The organism is Roseiconus lacunae, from assembly GCF_008312935.1.
GTDB lineage: Bacteria > Planctomycetota > Planctomycetia > Pirellulales > Pirellulaceae > Stieleria > Stieleria lacunae.
The window spans coordinates 65,248-85,097 of the sequence record NZ_VSZO01000012.1; the positions used below are offsets into that span (position 1 = coordinate 65,248).

The 19,850-nt window shown below is 56.1% G+C and carries 12 protein-coding genes; 9 read left to right on the forward strand and 3 right to left on the reverse strand.

The annotated features are described in order from the left end of the window. Genes FYC48_RS16570 through FYC48_RS16595 form a run of 6 tightly spaced genes read left to right on the forward strand, consistent with a single transcriptional unit; the run spans position 1 to position 11,449 of the window. Positions 1-879, forward strand: a complete 879-nt coding sequence (locus FYC48_RS16570; protein WP_149497849.1) for a DUF58 domain-containing protein — start codon at positions 1-3, stop codon at positions 877-879. Further along, on the forward strand, positions 876-2,912 hold the full coding sequence (locus FYC48_RS16575; protein WP_149497850.1) for a BatA domain-containing protein: 2,037 nt from the start codon (positions 876-878) through the stop codon (positions 2,910-2,912). Before FYC48_RS16570 ends, FYC48_RS16575 begins: the two co-directional genes overlap by 4 nt. Next, positions 2,909-5,086, forward strand: a complete 2,178-nt coding sequence (locus FYC48_RS16580; RefSeq protein WP_149497851.1) for a hypothetical protein — start codon at positions 2,909-2,911, stop codon at positions 5,084-5,086. Before FYC48_RS16575 ends, FYC48_RS16580 begins: the two co-directional genes overlap by 4 nt. Then, on the forward strand, positions 5,086-8,220 hold the full coding sequence (locus FYC48_RS16585; RefSeq protein ID WP_149497852.1) for a hypothetical protein: 3,135 nt from the start codon (positions 5,086-5,088) through the stop codon (positions 8,218-8,220). Before FYC48_RS16580 ends, FYC48_RS16585 begins: the two co-directional genes overlap by 1 nt. Beyond that, the gene (locus FYC48_RS16590; RefSeq protein WP_235034292.1) at positions 8,217-9,263 is read left to right on the forward strand and encodes a prenyltransferase/squalene oxidase repeat-containing protein; all 1,047 of its coding nucleotides are present in this window, start codon (positions 8,217-8,219) and stop codon (positions 9,261-9,263) included. Before FYC48_RS16585 ends, FYC48_RS16590 begins: the two co-directional genes overlap by 4 nt. Beyond that, on the forward strand, positions 9,260-11,449 hold the full coding sequence (locus FYC48_RS16595) for a hypothetical protein (RefSeq protein WP_149497853.1): 2,190 nt from the start codon (positions 9,260-9,262) through the stop codon (positions 11,447-11,449). The genes FYC48_RS16590 and FYC48_RS16595 overlap by 4 nt, the downstream gene beginning before the upstream one ends. Before the next feature lie 35 nt (positions 11,450-11,484). Here the strand turns inward: FYC48_RS16595 and queC are convergent, their stop codons facing one another. Both queC and FYC48_RS16605 read right to left on the reverse strand, forming a co-directional pair. Next, the gene (gene queC, locus FYC48_RS16600; RefSeq protein WP_200836628.1) at positions 11,485-12,222 is read right to left on the reverse strand and encodes a 7-cyano-7-deazaguanine synthase QueC; all 738 of its coding nucleotides are present in this window, start codon (positions 12,220-12,222) and stop codon (positions 11,485-11,487) included. After that, positions 12,207-13,169, reverse strand: a complete 963-nt coding sequence (locus FYC48_RS16605) for a 3'-5' exoribonuclease YhaM family protein (protein ID WP_149497855.1) — start codon at positions 13,167-13,169, stop codon at positions 12,207-12,209. The genes queC and FYC48_RS16605 overlap by 16 nt, the downstream gene beginning before the upstream one ends. 505 nt (positions 13,170-13,674) lie before the next feature. On the opposite strand from FYC48_RS16605, the gene FYC48_RS16610 reads away from it, so the two are divergent. From FYC48_RS16610 to ppk1, 3 genes are all read left to right on the forward strand, one after another. Then, positions 13,675-14,271 carry a hypothetical protein gene (locus FYC48_RS16610; protein WP_149497856.1) on the forward strand — a complete coding sequence of 199 codons (597 nt, stop codon included), beginning with the start codon at positions 13,675-13,677 and terminating at the stop codon, positions 14,269-14,271. Positions 14,272-14,842: 571 nt separating this feature from the next. After that, positions 14,843-15,919 carry a c-type cytochrome domain-containing protein gene (locus FYC48_RS16615; RefSeq protein WP_149497857.1) on the forward strand — a complete coding sequence of 359 codons (1,077 nt, stop codon included), beginning with the start codon at positions 14,843-14,845 and terminating at the stop codon, positions 15,917-15,919. 74 nt (positions 15,920-15,993) lie between these two features. After that, positions 15,994-18,258, forward strand: a complete 2,265-nt coding sequence (ppk1, locus tag FYC48_RS16620) for a polyphosphate kinase 1 (protein ID WP_315853780.1) — start codon at positions 15,994-15,996, stop codon at positions 18,256-18,258. Positions 18,259-18,268: 10 nt separating this feature from the next. Here the strand turns inward: ppk1 and purB are convergent, their stop codons facing one another. Then, a complete protein-coding gene (gene purB / locus FYC48_RS16625) occupies positions 18,269-19,717 on the reverse strand; it encodes an adenylosuccinate lyase (protein WP_149497858.1) in 1,449 nt (482 codons plus the stop codon). Positions 19,718-19,850: the final 133 nt, after the last annotated feature.

Genomic DNA, 19,850 nt, shown 5'->3' on the forward strand with positions numbered 1-19,850 from the left:
ATGCCTTCATTCTTCGACGGACGAATCGCTGAACGTCTCGCCGCGTTACCTCTGGTCGCACGGTCGGCGATGCTGGGCAGCGTTTCCGGACGCCATCAAAGCCCACACCGCGGCAGCAGTGTCGAGTTCGCCGAATACCGTCGTTACCAAGCCGGCGACGATCTACGGCGACTCGATTGGCGTGCCTACGGTCGCAGCGATCGATACTACGTCAAAGAGTTCGAAGCGGACACCAATCTACGTTTGGTCCTGGTGGTCGACGGAAGCGGCTCGATGGGGTTCGAGCAGAAACTCGAAGTCGCTCGGCAGCTCGCCGCAACGCTCGCCTACCTTGCCATCGGTCAAGGCGACGCGGCCGGCTTGGTCACCGCGTCGGCAGGATCCCACGAGCACTTGCCACCGCGCCGAATCGCCGGTCAGGTCGAACAGCTGTTCAAACGTCTGGAACACTTGACACCGGTCGGTACGAATTCGATGTGCCAAGCGATCAGCCAGCTCGCCGAGTCGTCCCGTGAACGTGCGATGGTCGTCTTGGTTTCAGATTTTCTCTTCGAGTTCGACCAACTTCGAACCGCGATCGACCACCTCACGTTCCGCAAACATGACGTTGTTGCCTTTCATGTCTTAAGCCCCCAAGAACTGAATCCAGGTTGGGATCGCCCCACGCGTTTGCTGGACATGGAAGGTGACGAATCGATGTTGGTCGATCCCGAGGAAATCCGCGCCGGCTATGAGGATGCGGTTCGTGAGTACCTGGAGTCAATCGAACAGTTGATGCATCGGTCCGCCGTCGACTACCACCGCATGCTGACCGACGGCACGGTCGAGGAGACGCTTTCGAGGTTTCTTTCGGCACGGCTGGGAGACGTCTCGCGATGAGCTTTCTGCGAATCGAAGCACTGTGGGCGATCCCGCTGATCGTCGTCCCGTTGATCATTCATTGGCTTCATCGACGCCGCCATCCGACGATGCAGTGGCCGGCGATGATGTTTCTCTATCAGGCGACCAAGATGCGGCGTGGTCCGGCAAAGCTGCGCCGTTGGATCGTGCTGGCGATTCGCGTGGCCAGTGTCGCGCTGATTGTGCTCGCACTCGCTCGTCCGCTTTCCCAAGGTGTCTTTGGGATGGCCGCCGGACGCATCGCGGACACGGGGACCACGGTCGTCTTGATTGATCGCTCCACCGGAATGCAACGTCGTGATGCCTTTGGGCGTTCACGACAACAACGAGGACTCGAAACGGTTGCCGAAACACTGCGCACACTTGGGGTACAAACGCCTGTCGTGATCGATAGCGTCGACGCACAACCGATCGAATTGGCGAGCTTGGAATCGTTCAATGACGGTACGCTGCTAAAGTCAGCCGACGCGCCCGCTTCGATCGAAACGATGCTCGCGAGTGCTCTCGACTACTTGCAAGAACATGAGTCGACGCTATCGGACATTTGGATCGTCAGCGATCACGCGTCGTCGTCTTGGAACCTGCAATCGTCGCGATGGGAATCGATCGCGCGACAAGCCGATTCATTGGGTGATGGTTTGCGCATTCATCGTTTCTCCTTTCCTCAATCATCGGACCAAGTCAACGCATCGGTACGTCTAGCGGACCTGAGATGGTCGTCCGAAAATCTCAATCGCGAAACGAGCCCCCAGACCGGCGCGACGTTGTTGTTCTCAGTCGTTGTGATGGAGGATCAGAATCTGAACGCCGCTTCGGCTACTGGATCGAAAAAGCGTACGATCCCGGTCGACATCACCGTGGGAACCACAACACGAACATTTGACGTCACACTTCGTGGTGGTGTGGGAACGCTGGATAACGTCCCAGTTGACGTCAACCGTCAAGACGACCTTTATGGATCCGTTTCAATCCCGACGGATAGTAACCCGGCCGATGACCAGTGGTACTTTACGCTTTCGCCACCACTGCAACCCTCGATCGGAATCATCAGCACTCAACCTTGTGACGCCTTGATTGCCATGGGCGAGGTGCTGGGACGGGTCGCCTTTGATCAGGCCGGCGGGGCAGGGCAGGGCACACTAAAAACGCAAGACGGATCAACAGAGCGGGGCGACCTACCACTCGACGGGATCGATTGCCTGTGGTGGCAGGGTCCGCTTCCTACGGGAAACGCCGCCGAACAACTGGAGTCGTTTTCTAGCTCCGGCGGGAACATTGTGTTCTTTCCCCCAATGCAGCCAGATCCCAAACTGCAGTTCCAGGGGACTCGTTGGAACGAGTGGGTCACGCTGGATCCCGAAGAAACGAGTTACCTTGGCATCAAGTTCATCATCGAATCGGTTTGTTCGGTCGCCGGTCAGGCGATCACCGAATGCTCGACTGCTGATGGGACAAACTGGCTGGCCCAACGTCAATCCGATCGCGGGACCACGTGGTTCTGTGGTGCAAACGTCGCCGATCATCAAAGCCTGTTCGTTCGCCAAGGTTTGGGATTGTTTTCGGTGCTTGCCGCGACCGTCGAGCAATCCGACGCCGCTTCGATCCGCCTCCATGATTATCAGGCCGGTCATGAGACCGCCAAACAACTCCGGGACCTGAATGCTTCGATCAAGGCGGTGATGTCATCCGATGAAGAAACCGCATCCCGCCGGGGTTATCACCGTGGCGTGTATGTGGTGGGTGAACACGAAGGCAAACGCCACTACATCGCGATCAACCGCTCAGACGTCACCACGACAAGGCTCAGTGACGAACAGATCGAGGCCGTCCTCCCCGGTGATTACGTCAACGTTGTTTCGATCGGTGCCTCAACGACGCGACCGACGTCGGGAGCCGCCCGCGAGCTGTGGGGGGGCCTTTGGTTCGCGTTAATCGTTGGCCTGCTGGCCGAAGGCTGGCTCTCGCTTAGTTCTCGTCCGACCGCCCGAACAAGTGGGGACGATCGGACATGATTTGGTTGACTTCGATACTCGCCGGAATCGGCGCCCTGACGATTGCGACCTTGAACGTTCGCCGCAGCCACCGACGCGGTAAAACCTTGGTCTGCGAAATTGTCCGATGCCTGTTGATCTTCGCCGCGATCATTTTGTTTTGGCGTCCCGAATCGACCCTGAACAGGGACGATCGTCGGCCGCGACGGCTTGTGGTCATGGTCGATCACTCACAAAGCATGTCAACCGTTGACAGCGATTCGAATACCGGTCACCAACCCCCCGAACGAATCAGTCGTTTAGAAACCGCTCAAAGAATCACGGAAGACCCTCGCTGGAAACAGCTCGATCGCCGATGGGAACTGACGATAAAAAAATTGTTCGAAAAACATCCCAGCGAAAGCGACTTGGGCGGTGCGATCGACCGAGTGATCTCCAACGAAGACGTGACAGCGTGTGTTTTACTGTCCGACGGAGACTGGAATTCCGGCGCGTCGCCTTTGGGGGTGGTTCAAGATCTGGCGATTCAAGAAGGCCGACGTTTTTCGCTTCAGTCAGTCGCCATCGGTCGTCCGACGCGTCTGCCGGACCTGGAACTCTACGGTGTGTCCTGTCCGACGATCGCGGTCGAAGACAAACCATTGCGATTGCCTTTCACAGTTGCCAATTGGTTCCCCGAAAGCCGAACGGCGATGGTACAGATGCGGGTCGATGGTGCGGTCGAACAAGAACAACAAGTCACCATCGCATCGGGAAAGCGATTTGATGGATCAATGCAGTGGACGGCCACGGGCGAAGGCCAACATTCAATCGAGATTTCGGTAGTCGTCGCCGAGGGTGAAAGCGACGCCACCAACAATCAATCCGCCCATCAAGTCGACGTCCGTCCGGAAAGCCTACGTGTTTTGATTGTTGAATCTAAACCGCGTTGGGAGTTCCGCTATCTTCGTAATGCCTTGATTCGCGATCCAGGAATCGAGGTCTCGACACTGCTATTCCATCCGACACTGGAAACCGTTGGGGGCGGCGGAAGCGATTATTTAGAATCGTTCCCGAACAGTGTTGCCGAACTGGCCGAGTACGACGTTATCTTTCTCGGCGACGTCGGAACCGGCGAACACGGATTGAGCGAGGCCCATTGTCAATTGCTGGCAGGAACGGTCGCCGAACAAGCCACCGGAATTGTTCTGATGCCAGGCCCCGATGGTCGGCAATCAGAATTATCGGCGACGAAGATCGAATCATTGACGCCGGTTGTGTTTGACGATTCGAGCCGTTCATCGGCGGGTGCCGCATCATTGGCGGAAAGCACCGGTAAGTTTGCGTTGACTGAATCGGGGCGTTCGAGTTTATTGACCCAGCTTTCTGACCAGCCAGCTGACAATTGGAAACTCTGGCAATCGCTTCCCGGCTTCCAGTGGTTTGCCTCGGCCACGCGAGGAAAAACAGGCAGCGAGGTTTTGGCCGTTCATGCCGACGCGGCCAACCAGTTTGGACGTTTGCCACTACTGGTTACGCGACGTTATGGTGCGGGTAAAGTGTTGTGGATGGCTACCGATTCGGCGTGGCGTTGGCGAATGGGTGTCGAAGACAAATACCACTATCGCTTCTGGGGGCAAGTCATTCGCTGGATGGCATACGGACGCAACATGGCGATCGGCGAATCGATGCGATTGATTTATCAACCGGAAACACCGACGGTCGCCAGCAGTTTGTCGTTACGGGCAAGTGTGATGACATCTTCGGGTGAACCGTCCAGCGAAGAAAGTGTTGAATTGACCATCGAAGCCCCCGATCAGTCACGTCAGATCATTCGACTGACTTCTAGCCCCGGCGACTGGGGCACGTTTGTCGGCGAGACTTCGTTTTCACAAACTGGGCTCCATGGAGTGACCTTGCAACACCCGATCGAAAACGAAACCCTGAAGACCCAAATCCTAGTGCAGGGCAGGGCAGTGGAGGCGATCGGTCGGCCGGCCCGGATCGATGTGATGAATGACTTGGCAAGACTCGGTCATGGGCAAGCGTTTCAGCCAAACCAAGTAGACTCGCTGGTAGAACTTCTGAATTCGCAACTCAATCAGAATCAACAAACGCAAACGATCCGGCTTTGGCAACATCCGTTGATCTTGCTAGGGATGGTCGCCGGATTGAGTCTATTTTGGGTCTTACGAAAATGGGCGGGGGCTCTCTGATGCATTTAGAACTGCCTGCCGTCTTGACCGACAAGTTGCGTCGCTATCGCAATCAAACGTTGCGTCAATCGCTACGCCGATCATGGTTCCATTCGCTCGCGTCGATTTCGGTGTCAATGTTGGTTTTGGTTGCCATGGATCGTGTCGTCGCGTTGCCGCCGCTCCTCCGTGGAATCTTCTGGGTGACCTGTGCCGTCACGCTGGTTCTGGGGACTGTCAGACTGATACGCGCGGTGATGCGACTTCGATCACCGATCCACATTGCTCGATCGATTAGCCAGCGTGACACCTTATTTGGCGACCACCTTCAAGGGGCGATCGAATTGGCGGACAGTGCGAGCGAACAACGGCGGTCAATGCGACTGTGTTCGGCGGCACTACAACAGGTCGCAGACGAAGCAGCCAAACGAGACCTTACCCGATTGCTGCCTCGTCAATCTCTTTCGATCAGTCGACGACTGTTGTTCGCATCGGCCGCGGTGCTGATTGTCTTCACGCTGTTCTTCCCTCACGTTGTCACGAACTCGATGCACCGTGTGATCGCTCCGTTCGCAGCAATCAAGCGTCAAACGCTAGTTCAACTTTCACACCTTGATCCAAACATTGTCGTCCCTCGTGGCGAAGCGATTCGATGGGTTGCCACATCAGCCCCCGAAAGTCGCTGGCAGCCTGATTCGGCCAGTCTACGTCTCGGTAGCCTAGGCACGATCAACTCAGATCGATCCGCCGACGGTTACTCATTTGAATTTCCTCCGTTAAATGCCCCGATCGACGCGACACTGCGAATCGGCGATGCCACCGCAACGCTCCATCTAATTCCCAAGGAGCGTCCCCAAGTTAACTCGATCAACGCGACGATCGAGTTGCCCTCGTATCTACAAGTCAGCCAACCGAAGCTCGCGACCGAGCCTTCCGGCAATGTGATCGAAGCTCTCGAAGGTGCCGCGTTAACACTCCAAGTCAACACTTCAACTGACCTGTTTGACGCGACCGTCGACGGCCGGCAGATCAATGCGGCGGGCACCAGCTTTACTGTTTCACTCGGTGGCGACGCCACTTCGGTAACGCTCGATTGGCAAGACCAAGATGGTTTGACCGCTGACCGACCGATTACGATTGAAATCGAACGCACCGTCGATCAGCCCCCCACACTCATCGTCGACGAAACCAATATCCCCGCCCGGGTTCTCAATCAACAACAACTACGTTTCCGGTTGACCGCCGAAGATGACTACGCAGTGCGGCGTGTCGGCATTCAGTGGAGTCGCGAAGACGAAACGGGCGAGCGAATCGTTGGTCCGGGCCCCGACGGCAAGAACACCACGGCGTTCTTTAACCCCACGGCGTACGGCGTCGAAGAAGGCGACGTACTGATTCGATTTTGGGTCGAAGATGATTTACCAGAACGCCCGCGTATCTACACCGATGCTTACGCACTAACGGTGCTTTCGGCTGAGGATCATGCCGTCTGGATCGGTGACAGCCTTGCACGGTGGCGCCAAACCGCGATCGAAGTTCGCGATCGTGAACTGCAGTTATTGTCAATCAATCAAGAACTGATGACCGTCCCGGAGTCTGATCGTGACGTCGAGTGGCGACGCCGATTGGCAACACAAGCCGCCGCCGAAGCAGAAAATTCGCGGCGACTGAAACGCATCGTCGAGGATGGCAAGGCGATCCTTTCTCAAGCAGCAGCCAATGATCAAATTCCGTCGGGCCAACTCGAAGGCCTTGCTCAATCTATCGGCGCACTGACGGACTTGGCCGAGGGTCGGATGCCGCGAGTTGCCAAGCTGTTGAACGACGCCGCACAAGAAGAATCCAAGTTCGGAGCGATGGCGAACCTGGAAACCACACAAGGTGAACTTCCCGATCAAGAACAAACCAGCTCCGACCAGGATCCCGACGGCGAGACGCCGGCTAGCCCCGAGCGACTTGGACTTGCCGACACAACGGTGATCGACACTTCAACATCAGGTCGAAAAACCGATGACGAAGAGAAAAGTCCAGGTTCAAACAAAAAGAAGCTGGCCGAAGCGGTCGAAGACCAAGCCGAGTTGGTCGCGAAGTTCGACGCCATCGCCGACCAATTGAAGGAATTGCTCGGACAGATGGACGGCAGCACTCTTGTCAAACGCATGAAAGCAATCAGCCGCATCCAAGACCGGGTGGCGGGGCGATTGGCAAAGACGATTGGCGATCGTTTCGGTCGTTCACAACCGGCACAACCGACAGACTTTCAAGCGAGCATTGACGACACCGAAGAAACCATCTCACGGCTTCAGCGCGTGATGGATGACCTACAAGCCTTTCTCAAACGCCGCGAAATACGGTCCTTTAAAGTCGTCTTTGAAGAAATGCGAAATGACGGTGTTCTCGATCAACTCCGTTTGCTCAAACGTAATCTGCCATCATCACCGGGGGCTTCGATCGCGGCGGCAGAATTCTGGTCGGATAACTTTGATCGATTGGCAGACGATTTGATCGAACCGCCGACAAACGACGACGAACAAGAACCCGACAACGGAAAGCCTAAGAAATCACTGGACCCCGAGGTGGTCTTGGAAGTCCTCCGGATCCTGAAATCAGAAGTCGACTTACGTGAACTGACCCGCCAAGCCGAACAAGGTCGCAAGGCGATGAAGCCCGACGACTATGCCAGCGAAGCAATCCAGTTGAGTGAATCACAAGATGGCATCCGAGACCGTCTTGATCAGGTGATCGATCGACTTCAGACCGACCGGGATTCTGCGATCCAATTCGCCGCCGAGGCCGAAGTCTTGAGTTCCGCGAGGGCGGCGATGGTCGACGCCGCAGAAACGTTGGTTCAGCCCGATACCGGACCGGCAGTCATCGCGGCCCAAACCGAGGCGATCGAACTATTGCTGCGAAGTCGAAAGGTTGATCCGAGCACCGGCGGTGGCTCAAATTCCGCGTCCTCTGCCGGCGGTGATACCGATCAAGCTGCCTTGAAGCTGGTCGGTGACGCGCTCAATGAGTTGGCCGAGATTCGCAGCGGGGAAGTTCGCACCTCGACCGGCGCCGCATCCTTCGAAGTTCCCGAACGGATGCGTGCTGACCTGGATCGATACTTCTTCCGCTTGGAGCAGCGACTGCGAGGGACTGCGAAATGAAATTCAACACCATAGTCCTGATTGCCTTCCTATCGATGGCGAATCAACCGCAACTGGTCATCGCGCAAACGAACTTGCCGGGACAAGCCGCGATCGGTCAAGAAGTCCCTCGAGAAGTGCACGAGATCTATCATAATGGATTAGCGTTTTTAAAACGTACTCAGGACGATCGGGGAACTTGGCCCGCCGGCGAAGCGGCGGGGCCGGGCACGACATCGCTGGCCCTTCTCGCATTCTTGGCCTCGGGCGAAGACCCAAACCTGGGTCCTTATCGCGACACCATTCGCCAAGCCTTGCGTCATATCATCGCCAGCCAAAACGAGAAGACAGGGTACATGGGTCCCAGTATGTACCATCATGGATTTGCGTTGTTGGCACTAAGCGAAGCGTACGGAATGGTGGACGACAGCGATTTGTTTACACCTGGTACGTCCCAGTCGCGATCGCTGGGACAAGCAGTCGAACTCGCTGTACGAGCGGCACTGACGTCACAAAAGCGAAATCAACAACGTGCGTGGCGTTATTCACCCGGTGCCAGTGATGCCGACACGTCGGTTTCCGGAGCGGTGCTGATGGGACTGCTTGCGGCTCGAAACGCCGGTATCGAAGTGCCTGACGAGGCGATCAATGCCGCGATCGACTACTTCGCCGCGATGACAGCCAACGACGGAACGGTCGGATACACTACGGCCAGCCAAGGCGGACTAGAATCTGTCGCAAGAAGTGGCATTGTCAACTTAGTCATGGCCATCGCACGTCGCAAAGACCTGCCGGCCTACCAACAAACCGCGCAGTACTTGGTCGAACACGAAGGCGACGATCCGGGCTGGCCCGAGTACGCACGGTACTATCAAGCTCAAGCGCTCTTCCAATGGGACCTCGACGTTTGGAACCGATGGAACGAAGATTTAATCCGCAAATTGAAAAGCCAACAAAAAACAGACGGTAGTTTCGACGGTGAATTGGGTGTGACCAACAGCACTTCGATGACCTTATTGGCGTTGGGCGTCAACTTTAGATTTTTGCCGATTTACGAACGATGATGAAAGCGATCGGCAAACGGACAATCAGTGTTTTCTACCCGTCACTTCACCAAGCTTGGTGTTGCTTGATCTTGGTTTTGATACCGGTGTTGATCCATCTACCGACGGCATCTTGCCAGGATGCTTCACCACTCACTTTTCGATTCGCCGATGGGAGCGAACTACGGGGCCACCTGTCTGCCGCAAATTCAGAGCAATCGATCGCGATCAAGAGCGACTTATTCACAGATGCGGGTGAGATTCCGCTGCGGCATTTACTTGAAGCGACGACGCTGAGTGAAGCGAGTGACGTCAGCGAAGAAAATCGACGCCCCGATACCAGCGAACGATTCACCGACGAGCAATTTGCCGCTCGTTTAATCGATGATAGTCAAATCGTTGGCGACGTGGTCAGTTGGGAAGGGGACCGTATTCAAATCGCCAGCCCGACTTTGGGGACCGTTTCGATCGCCACCGACCAACTGTTCAGCTTGCGCAGGATCGATGATGTACCAGCACGTGTCGCTTCATTGGTTTCGCTACCGCATCGATTTCAACGCCCCCGTACTTGGCGCAGTGACAACGGCGAAGTGATCGCCGACCAACCGGGAGCAATGGTCGGACGATTGGACCTACCCGATCGGTTCCGTCTGCTGGTCGAAATCCAATGCGATGGGAATTCCAATGTTCAGATCACGCTGGGCGATCGCGCCGAAGCCGGGGTAGGGCAGGGGAGTCGCGTTCGTCGTGGTGGATCGGTGTCTCGTTCGCCCGAAGAGCAACTCGTCACTGATGTCGAGTGGTATGGCGACAGCTTGTCACTGGTCCGTGCCAATGCCAGCGTCGCCGATGTCGCGGTAGTTCCTTGGCAAGACACGCGGACGCTTAAGATTGAGCTTCGCATCGATCAACCTGCCGGACGTCTCGTTGCGTTGGTTAAAGGTGAAGAAGTCGCTCGTGCCGAACTCACTGATTCGGTGCCATCGATTCGTCGGCAACTCACGTTGACCAATCGTGGTGATTCGATCCGACTTAGGCGTCTCGAAGTCTTTCAGTGGGATGGTCAGTCCGATCTGCCCGCCGAAATTGCGACCGCCGCGACGACGCTCACTGACGGAACCACGATCGATCACGTGATCGCCGCCGGGGAAATTAATCTCGAACGCGTCCGTAGCGTCGGATTTGCAACACCACTCTCGCCGTCACCGGGTTGCGAGTTCACGCTTGATGACCGGACTCGCGTGCGAGGTATCGTCACCGTCAACCAAGACTTCGATAACGGCGAAAAAACGATTCAAGTACGCTCTGCCACGGGTCAAACCTACCGTGTAGATCCCCAGTCGGTTCGACAAGTCATCGGGCTTGGTACTTCACAACCTTCAAGCAATGCCTCACGGCTTCGCAACCGTGACCAACGACTGTTTGGAACGCCCGTCCGCAGCGGTAGCGACACGGCGTTCGTCGCTTGGTCAAGTCCGATGCTGGCCGAACCACTGGGTGTCGCGGCAAATTCATTGACACGAATCGCATTTCCGATGACAAATCCATCCGGCACGTTTCAACCTAGTTTACGTTTGCATGACGGTGATCGGATGCAAGGCGAAACGGTGGCCGTCGAAGCGAGTTCGGTAGCGTTTCAAGGAAAGTACTGTGCCGCATGCTCGATCGAAGAATCCGCCATCCGCGCGATCGAACTTCAGTCGATCACCGATCTAGATCCGGCGGCGCTACGTTATCCATTGAGTTTACCACGGATGAAAAAGTCGACACCTCCGACACACTTGTTGATCGCTCCCAACGGTGATCTCCTTCGTGGGCGATTGGAATCACTCGGTCGTGCGGCCGCGACCATCGAAGTCCGTCAAATCCAGCGGACCATTCCGCGTGACGCGATCGGCCAGATCATTCGGCTAGACGCTCCAGTCACCGATGCTACGAAGCCGCGGTTCGAGCGTGACTTTGAATCATTGATTGATGCCGTGATCGTTACCGGGGACCAATCGCGACTCTCGCTTCGAAATGTCAGTTTTGATGGCGTCACGTTGACGGGCGACCACGATTCATTTGGTCGCTGCACCACACCGATCGAGCAAGTGACGGAACTTTGGCTTGGTCCGCAGCCCTCGGATGCGTCGCAATCGTGGAAGCTGATCGATGTCAAAACACCACGGTCCTACGACGAACCAGAACCGTCGCCGTCGGAATAACGAATGGTTACCGAACGTATTGGGATGGACGCCGATCACTCAACCGCGAGCGACGGATCGGACATCCCGTTCTCTCGGAAGCCTTTCAGCCGCAATAAACAGGCGTCGCAGCGCCCACACGGAATTCCGCCTTCACCGGGGTCATAGCATGACAACGTCATCGAATAGTCGACGCCCAATGCGATACCCTTGGCAATGATTTCCGCCTTGGTCAGATTGATCAGCGGGGTGTGAATTTTTAATGCCCGCCCTTCGACACCCGCCTTCGTCGCCAGATTCGCCATCGTTTCAAATGCCTGAATGTACTCTGGTCGACAATCGGGATAGCCGCTGTAATCCAAAGCATTCACACCAATAAACACATCCATCGCTTCGATCGTCTCCGCCATCGCCAGTCCCAGCGAAAGAAAGACGGTGTTACGTGCAGGGACGTAAGTCACGGGGATTTGATCACCGATTTGTTCGACCGAGTCCGATTTTGGGACCCCGATGGACTCATCCGTCAGTGCCGAACCGCCAAATTGTGACAGATTGATATCGACGACTTGATGCGACGCGACACCGAAGTGTTCCGCTAATCGCTGGGCACGTCCAAGTTCATACTCGTGACGCTGGCCATAACGAAAGCTGATCGCATGAACCGCGTAGCCTTCGTCGTTCGCGATCGCTAGACAGGTCGCACTATCAAGTCCGCCGGATAAGAGGACGACCGCGGGTCGTTTGCCGCTCACTGTATTCCGACTCACTGTTTTCCCGCTCACTGTTTCTTCCAAAGTTTGCGGCCGATCGATGGGTGATAGTTGGTCCAGTTTTCGTTATTGGTTAGATCCGCTTCGATCAAGCTGGTAAACGATGTGATCTTGGCATCCATATTGTCGAGATGATGAAGCGTGATCGCTTCCAGAGTCGATGGCAGACGCGGACTGCCATATTCAAGCTGTCCGTGATGAGAAACGATCAAGTGTTCGAGCTGGACTTTTAAGTCGTCGGGAAACTCTTCGTCCGATTCATCTTCAAACCGTTCGATCGCGGCGCCGAGCATTTGGACCCCAATGACGATATGACCGACCAGTTGTCCGCGATCGGTGTAGGACAGTTCGCCACTGGACGAGATTTCTTCGATTTTCCCCAAGTCATGCAAAAACGCACCGAAAGTCAACAAGTCAGTATTCACACGTTCGTAGCGCGGGCCGACGAACTGACACAACTGCATCAAGTCGACGGTATGTCGCAACAACCCACCAGGGTAGGCGTGGTGGTTGGAAACCGCCGCGGTCGCGGTTTTCAGTTGGGCTACAAAGCTGTCATCGGCCAACCATGATTGCCCAAGGCCTCTTAGGTACACATCGGTCAAACCGTCAATCATTGCCCGCAGTTCCTGAAGCGCTTGATCGGAGGCGGCGGCGTCGAACTGCTCAAAGTCTTGAAGGTCAACGTCGTGTTCTTCGACCGCCTCGATCTCGGTCAGTATGACTTGAAGCGCACCTTGGTGGACCTGCGTCCGACCGCGACCGTGAATGTACCCGCCCCGTTCGATCTCTTCGTAGTCGGCGTCTTCGACGTTCCACATCATCGCCACGATGGTTCCCGTTCGATCGGCCAATTTCAACAATAGATACTTTCCGCCTTGGCGGTTGACGCGAAGTTGCTTGTCGGCCAAACGAAACGTTTGATCGACGGACACACTGTCGCTTAGTTCATTAATTGGGGTGCGTGACACGGGCACTTTTTCGGGACGTCAAGGAATAGGAACAATCGGGAGCCTCCGCCAAAGTCGCCCGATTGGCCCGGTAATGGACTGAACAACCAAGACAAGCGTCATGCGGCCGATCGAAAGCAATCGGGGCAAAGCGAACGGGCGCACGGAAACAGGAATCGGTCCCCAACAGCATCCCGACAATCTGCCCCGAGGTCAATTGTCCCTTCCAGAGCGATACCGGTCACATCAGTGTTCGAGTCAAACCGCATCAATACGCCAAAGGGCGGCAGGGCAGGGGAGTGGACACCGGAAGTCTCCCGATCGGTCAGGCGAAATCTGACCGTAGGCTTCGTTTCCTACCCGTACAGGCTATACGTTTTCCCGCGACGCTGGCTATACTGGGGGTATGTCGAGCCAGACCTCCTCTCTCCCAGCGGCGCGTAGCAGCGTCAACCTGATTCGATCGAGCCATAGCTGGACGGAAGCCGAAAGCGCCGCCGGTTTTGTGCTTCGGTATCTTACACCCATGCGACGATTGCTGATCAAGCAATTGGGATCGGAACAGGAGGCCGACCTCGCGCTCAAGATTCTCCTTACGCACCTAGTCTCGGCGGGATTCGGCGAACACCGCAAGGGTCACCTCCGCGACTACTTGGCCAAAGCGGTGCGGTCGTGCGCCAAGGCGCGACTCGCCGAACAGGGTGGCCTTGACGAAGAAGCGATCAAACAACGATGCGCCGAGTTGATTCCGGAATCGAAACGTTGGCTGATCTTGTGGCGCGACTGTTTACTCGATCGTGCTTGGCGAGCCCTAGAACGTTTGGAACATCAAGACCGCACACGTCCGCTTTACACGATTCTTTGGACGAGCACAGTCGAGCCCAAGAGTACTCTCGACGAACTGGCGGACAAAGCCGAAGCACGAACGGGAACACGTCCAGAAGGACCCCAAGTGCAACAGTTCAAACACGAAGCCAAAGCCGCCTTCGCACAATTGCTGGCCGACGAAGTGGTCGAGACCCTTGAAAAGGCAGACAAGGTCTCCGTCAAAAACGAGATTAACAAGCTAGGGATCGGCAGCGCATTTCATGGCCTGAATGTCGAAGCCAAAGAGCCGGCTTGAACACCGTGATCGTCCGAACCGATCGAAAATCGATGGACGTCAGTTTGCGTTCCGAGTCCAAGATTTATCCACACAGCGCTGGCCACGGGTGAACTGTAATTGTTGGGGCACGATCGATTGCGACCCAAATTGGCAGATTCCGGTCATCATGAACGACACGAAAGCCGTCTTTGGCGGTTTTCTTCACCGACTTCCTGCGTCGATCGCGTTTTTTCAAACGCTATCTATGTCATAATGGGACAGCGATTACGGAATGGCAAAGCGCGCCGACGAGTGGTTGGTAGGCGCTAGCCTCGGGCGTTGCCCTGACTGCTTTTGCGAAGGCCGGTCTGCGATAACGGCTTGTGATCCAGCATTCTACAGCAATCCCCGATCGCCTTATCCGGAATCGCTCCCACCTTTTGAAACGGCAAAGGCAACTTTGCTCCCGCCTCCTTGTATGAGAATGACGGAGTCAACGTGGAATCGTGAGTCGACCTGGAAAGCAGCCAGGCCGCCTAATTTTCTGCTTGATCGCTCGCCAGATCACACAGAACCGATTGCGCCTTGATTTCGATGTCGGAGACTAACGATGTCAGCGAGAACTTTTGTGAAAACTAATCCATTTGCTTTCCCCGATCGAAGCGGATTTCGTCTCGGCTTGCTTCTGGTCGGACTGCTTTTGAACACATCGTTCGTCACGGGCCAAGAACGTAGCCCGCTGAATGAAGACGGAAAGATGATCGACTTTGAACGCGACATCCGCCCGATTTTTATGGCAAGGTGCTACGCCTGTCATAACGAAGACGATGCCAAAGCGGATTTCCGGATTGACGATCCCGACACGGTGCTAGGGTACATCGAGCCGGAAGACGCCGAGGCGAGCACGATGTTCTACGACTACATGCTTTCCGAAGATCCGGACATGATGATGCCGCCACCGTCGAAAGGCGGCCCTTTGACGCCAGCCGAATTGGCAATGGTACGTGTTTGGATCAACGAAGGAGCCGACTGGCCGGAGGGGGTCACGCTGTCGCTTCAGCCGGAGGCTTCCGATACCGAAGTGATCGCCGAATCGATCCCCGCTGACGCCGGCCCCCGTTCGCTGTTTGACCGAGTGTGGTCCTTCCAAGGTTTTTTGCACCCGGCTACGGTGCACTTTCCGGTAGCCTTGTTTCTGGTGGGCGGATTCTTTGTGGTTTTAAGCTGGAAGTGGCCGGCTCTTGGCACGCAAATCCCGCTGGCTTGCTTGCTGATCGGCGCCCTCACGGCTGTCGCTTCGACCGCAATGGGCTGGTCCTTTGCGGTCGAAGAAGGTTACGGATCCTGGACCAAAGTCGATTTTGACAACGAGGTCTTCTGGCATCGCTGGAGTGGCGTTATCGTGACGGTGCTATCGGTCGTGTTTGCACTGATCGCGCTGCGCAGTATTCGCCACCAAGATTCCTCCGGCAAGGTTTGGAAAGGTGGGTTACTCGTGCTCGCACTCCTCGTCGGACTGGTCGGACACCAAGGCGGCGAATTGAGCTACGGTGCGGATTTCTATCCGAAAGCCTTCCGAATTTTGTTCGGGACCGAGGGTGAAGTTGCCGACGCATCCGCGGAGTTGCCCGTCGAAGGCGAGGCCGACGACGTTGCCGCCGATGACGCCGATAGCACCGAGTCGTAACAGCGTCCAACCATATCGCGAGAGATCAACCGCAAGGGCAGTGCAATCGCCCCGCGGTCGGTGGAGGGGAACGAGTGCCAAAGAGTGAAGATTCCAGCGGTAAGCCCGAGAGTAAATCATTGGCTAAGAAATCGAACCGCAAAGCCGCAGCCTCCGGAAGTAAAAGTGATCACGCGATCGACCAGCCACTGCCGAAAGATCGTTTTCTCAACCGTGAATTAAGCTGGCTCGCGTTCAACGAACGTGTCTTGGCACAAGCCGCCGACGATTCGCTACCGATTCTCGAACGAGCCAAGTTCCTGGCGATCACCAGTTCGAACCTGGACGAGTTCATGATGGTGCGTGTCGGCGGGCTAAAAATCCTTCACCAACGCAACCCAGGTTATCGTGACCCCGCCGGGATGGTTGCCGTCGAACAATTGCAAGCCGTCGCAGAAAAAGGACAAGAAATTGTTACCCGGCAGTACGCGTTGTTTCGTGATTCAGTGCTTCCCAAGATGGAGGCGGCGGGAATCCACCAAGTCGATTTAGATCGCGAAGGCGAGACGGCTTTCCATGCGGCGTTGACGCGTTTTCAAGACGACGTTTTTCCGGTCCTCTCCCCACAAGCGGTCACGCTCGATCGGTTCCCGTTGCTCCCTGGTTTGGGACTGAATGTCTTGGTACGACTGACCAAAAACCCCGACTCCCGATTGGGTGCGGCGAATGTTCGGTCGACACCGCAAAAATCGGAAAACGGAGTGGGCGAGCCGTTTGAATATGCATTGATCCCGATCGGCAAGGCATTGCCCCGGGTGATGTCGATTAGCGGAGAAAGCCGCCACGGATATATCTTGCTCGAAAAGCTAGTGGCCCATTTCGTCAGCGACTTCTTTCCCGGTCGTCACGTCGAAGAATGCTTCGCGTTCCGCCTGACTCGAAATGCCGACATTGAACTTCGTGAAGACGAGGCAAGCGATCTGCTTGGCGGCATGGAAGAAGTCCTCGAAAGCCGCCGCTACTCACGGCCCGTGCGGCTGGAATACTGGGACACGGCAAGCGAAGAAGCGGTCGAGTTTTTAAGACACGCCCATCAGCTTCATCAGGAAGATTTGTACGCGATCGATGGCCCCGTCGATTTGAGTTTCCTTTTCGCACTCCACGGCGTCGAAGGGTTTGATCACTTGCGTGACGAACCGTGGCCTGCCAAGCCACATCACCGGATCGACCCCGAGGAAAAGATGTTCTCGACGATCGCCGAAGGCGACTTGCTCATGGTGCATCCTTACGAACGATTCGATTCCGTCGTTCGCTTGATCGAAGAAGCCGCGGTCGATCCGGATGTCTTGGCGATCAAACAAGTGCTGTACCGGACAAGTAAAAACAGCCCCGTGGTGGCGGCGCTCGAACGGGCGGCCGAGCACGGCAAGTACGTCACCGCGATCGTCGAACTAAAGGCTCGCTTTGACGAAGCCCGCAATATCGAATGGGCTCGTGAAATGGAACGCGCCGGCGTTCAAGTGATCTACGGGATCCATGGCCTCAAAACGCATGCCAAAATTTGCATCATCGTCCGTCGGGAACAAACCGGGGTCGTACGCTACATGCACTTCGGCACCGGGAACTACAACGAGGTGACGGCCAAACTCTACGGCGACATCTCACTGCTAACCAGTGACGAAGTCCTTGGCCGTGACGCGACCAATTTTTTCAACGCGATCACCGGTGCCAGTCAACCGAGGTCGATGGAAGAGATCGCCGCCGCCCCGATCGGGATTCGCAAAAAGATCCTTGATCTTATCGAAGGCGAAACACAACGATGTCTTCAAGGCGGCCGCGGTAAAATCTCCGCAAAGGTCAACGCGCTGGTGGACACCGAAGTGATCGATGCCCTTTATCGAGCCAGCCGCGCGGGCGTCGAAATCCGGTTGAACGTGCGTGGACAATGTTGTCTACGCCCTGGCGTGAAGGGGCTTAGCGAGACCATCAAAGTGGTCTCTATCGTCGACCGTTTTCTTGAGCACGCGCGGATCATGAAGTTCTATCAAGGCGGCGACGAAAAGCTGTTCATCAGTAGTGCCGACTGGATGCCGCGCAACCTCGATCGACGTGTCGAACTGCTGATCCCGGTCAGCGACGCGGCGTGCAGCGACCGACTGAAGGACGTGTTGGCAACTTACTTCAAAGACAACACCAACGCGTGGCAGATGAAATCGAATGGCGAATACCGCCTAGCCAAGCCCGGCAAGCACGCCGCCGTGCGATCACAGCGGGTGCTTTACGAAGACGTGGTCGCCCAGTGGCAAAAAGCGGACGCGAGTCGCCGATCCACGTTCCGGCCCATTCGAGCCGGTGAATGAAGCTGTTCGGCTAGACCGTCACTTCGACACTTAACGATTCGCCCTCGGCATAACGCTTGCGGATCGGTTCGACCTGCTCGGCGATAAACTCGTCGACCTGCTCGGGGGCACGGCCGACAAAGTCCAACGGGTTAATCTCCGTACTAAACTCTACTGCCGAGAATGCGGGATCATTCTTTAGTCGGTCGATCATGTCGTTCGGCAACCCCTGCGCATTGACACGTTCGGCGACTTCGCGGCTGTGGACCCGAATGCGTTCGTGCAAATCCTGCCGATCACCGCCGGCTTCGACCGCCCGCATCATGATGTTTTCCGTTTCCATGTACGGCAGTTCTTTGGCCAAGTTGTGGGCGACCGTCTTGGGATAGACCTCAAAGCCGCCGGCGATGTTTTGCATCAAGACCAACGAGGCGTCGATCGCCAAAAACGCTTGCGGGATGACCAAACGGCGGTTCGCACTGTCATCCAACGTTCGCTCCATCCACTGAGTCGCCGCGGTCATCGCAGGGCTGCTCTGCAAGCTGATGACGTAGCGAGTCAACGCGCAAATTCGTTCGCTCCGCATCGGATTTCGCTTATACGGCATCGCCGATGAACCGATTTGGTTCTTCTCGATCGGCTCCTCGACTTCCTTCCGGTTGGCGAGCAAACGCACATCGGTCGCGATCTTATGCAAACTTTGTGCGACTCCGCTTAAGGCATCCAGTAATTGCGCGTCGACTTTACGTGGGTAGGTCTGCCCGGTGACGGAGTAAACCTTCTCGAAACCCATCTTTTCTGCGATCTTGCGTTCCAAGCTTCGAACCTTGTCGTGGTCGCCGCCGAAGAGCTGCAAGAAGCTGGCCTGAGTTCCCGTGGTACCTTTGGCGCTGCGAGCGCAAAGCGTTTGAAGGCGATGCTCGACCTCTTGGAGATCCAAAATTAGATCATAGGTCCATAGACAGCATCGCTTGCCGATCGTGGTCGGCTGGGCCGGTTGCAGGTGAGTGAAACCGAGGCAGGGCAGGGCACGATACTCGACCGCGAAACGAGCCATTGCGTCGATCGTCGCCGCCAGGCGACGCGCCACCAATTGCAGCGCGTCACGGATCAAAATGACATCAGCATTGTCGGTAATAAAACAGCTGGTTGCCCCGAGGTGAATAATCTTTTTGGCGTTCGGGCACTGATCCCCGTACGCTTCCACGTGGGCCATGACGTCGTGGCGGCGGATTCGCTCATATTCCTTCGCGACATCGAGATTCAATTCGGTGCGAAATTTGCGTAGCTCGTCCAACTGGGCGTCACTGATGTCGATTCCTAGCTCCTGTTCGCTTTCAGCCAGGGCGATCCACATGTCCCGCCAGGTGCGAAAACGGCGTTGAGGCCCCCACAGGGTGGCCATCTCGCGCGAGGCGTATCGCTCGATCAGAGGGTTCTGGTAGGGGGTGTCGGCGGATAGCGAGGCAGTCTGGGTCATTTTGGAGAATTGCGAAGTGTCGGAAAATACGGCGTTTCGCCGCTAAAATGAGTTCGATAACATACTGTTGATCCCAAGACTGGCAATTCGTCATTCACCCCATTCGCACCGGACAGAATGGGATCTGAGTGGC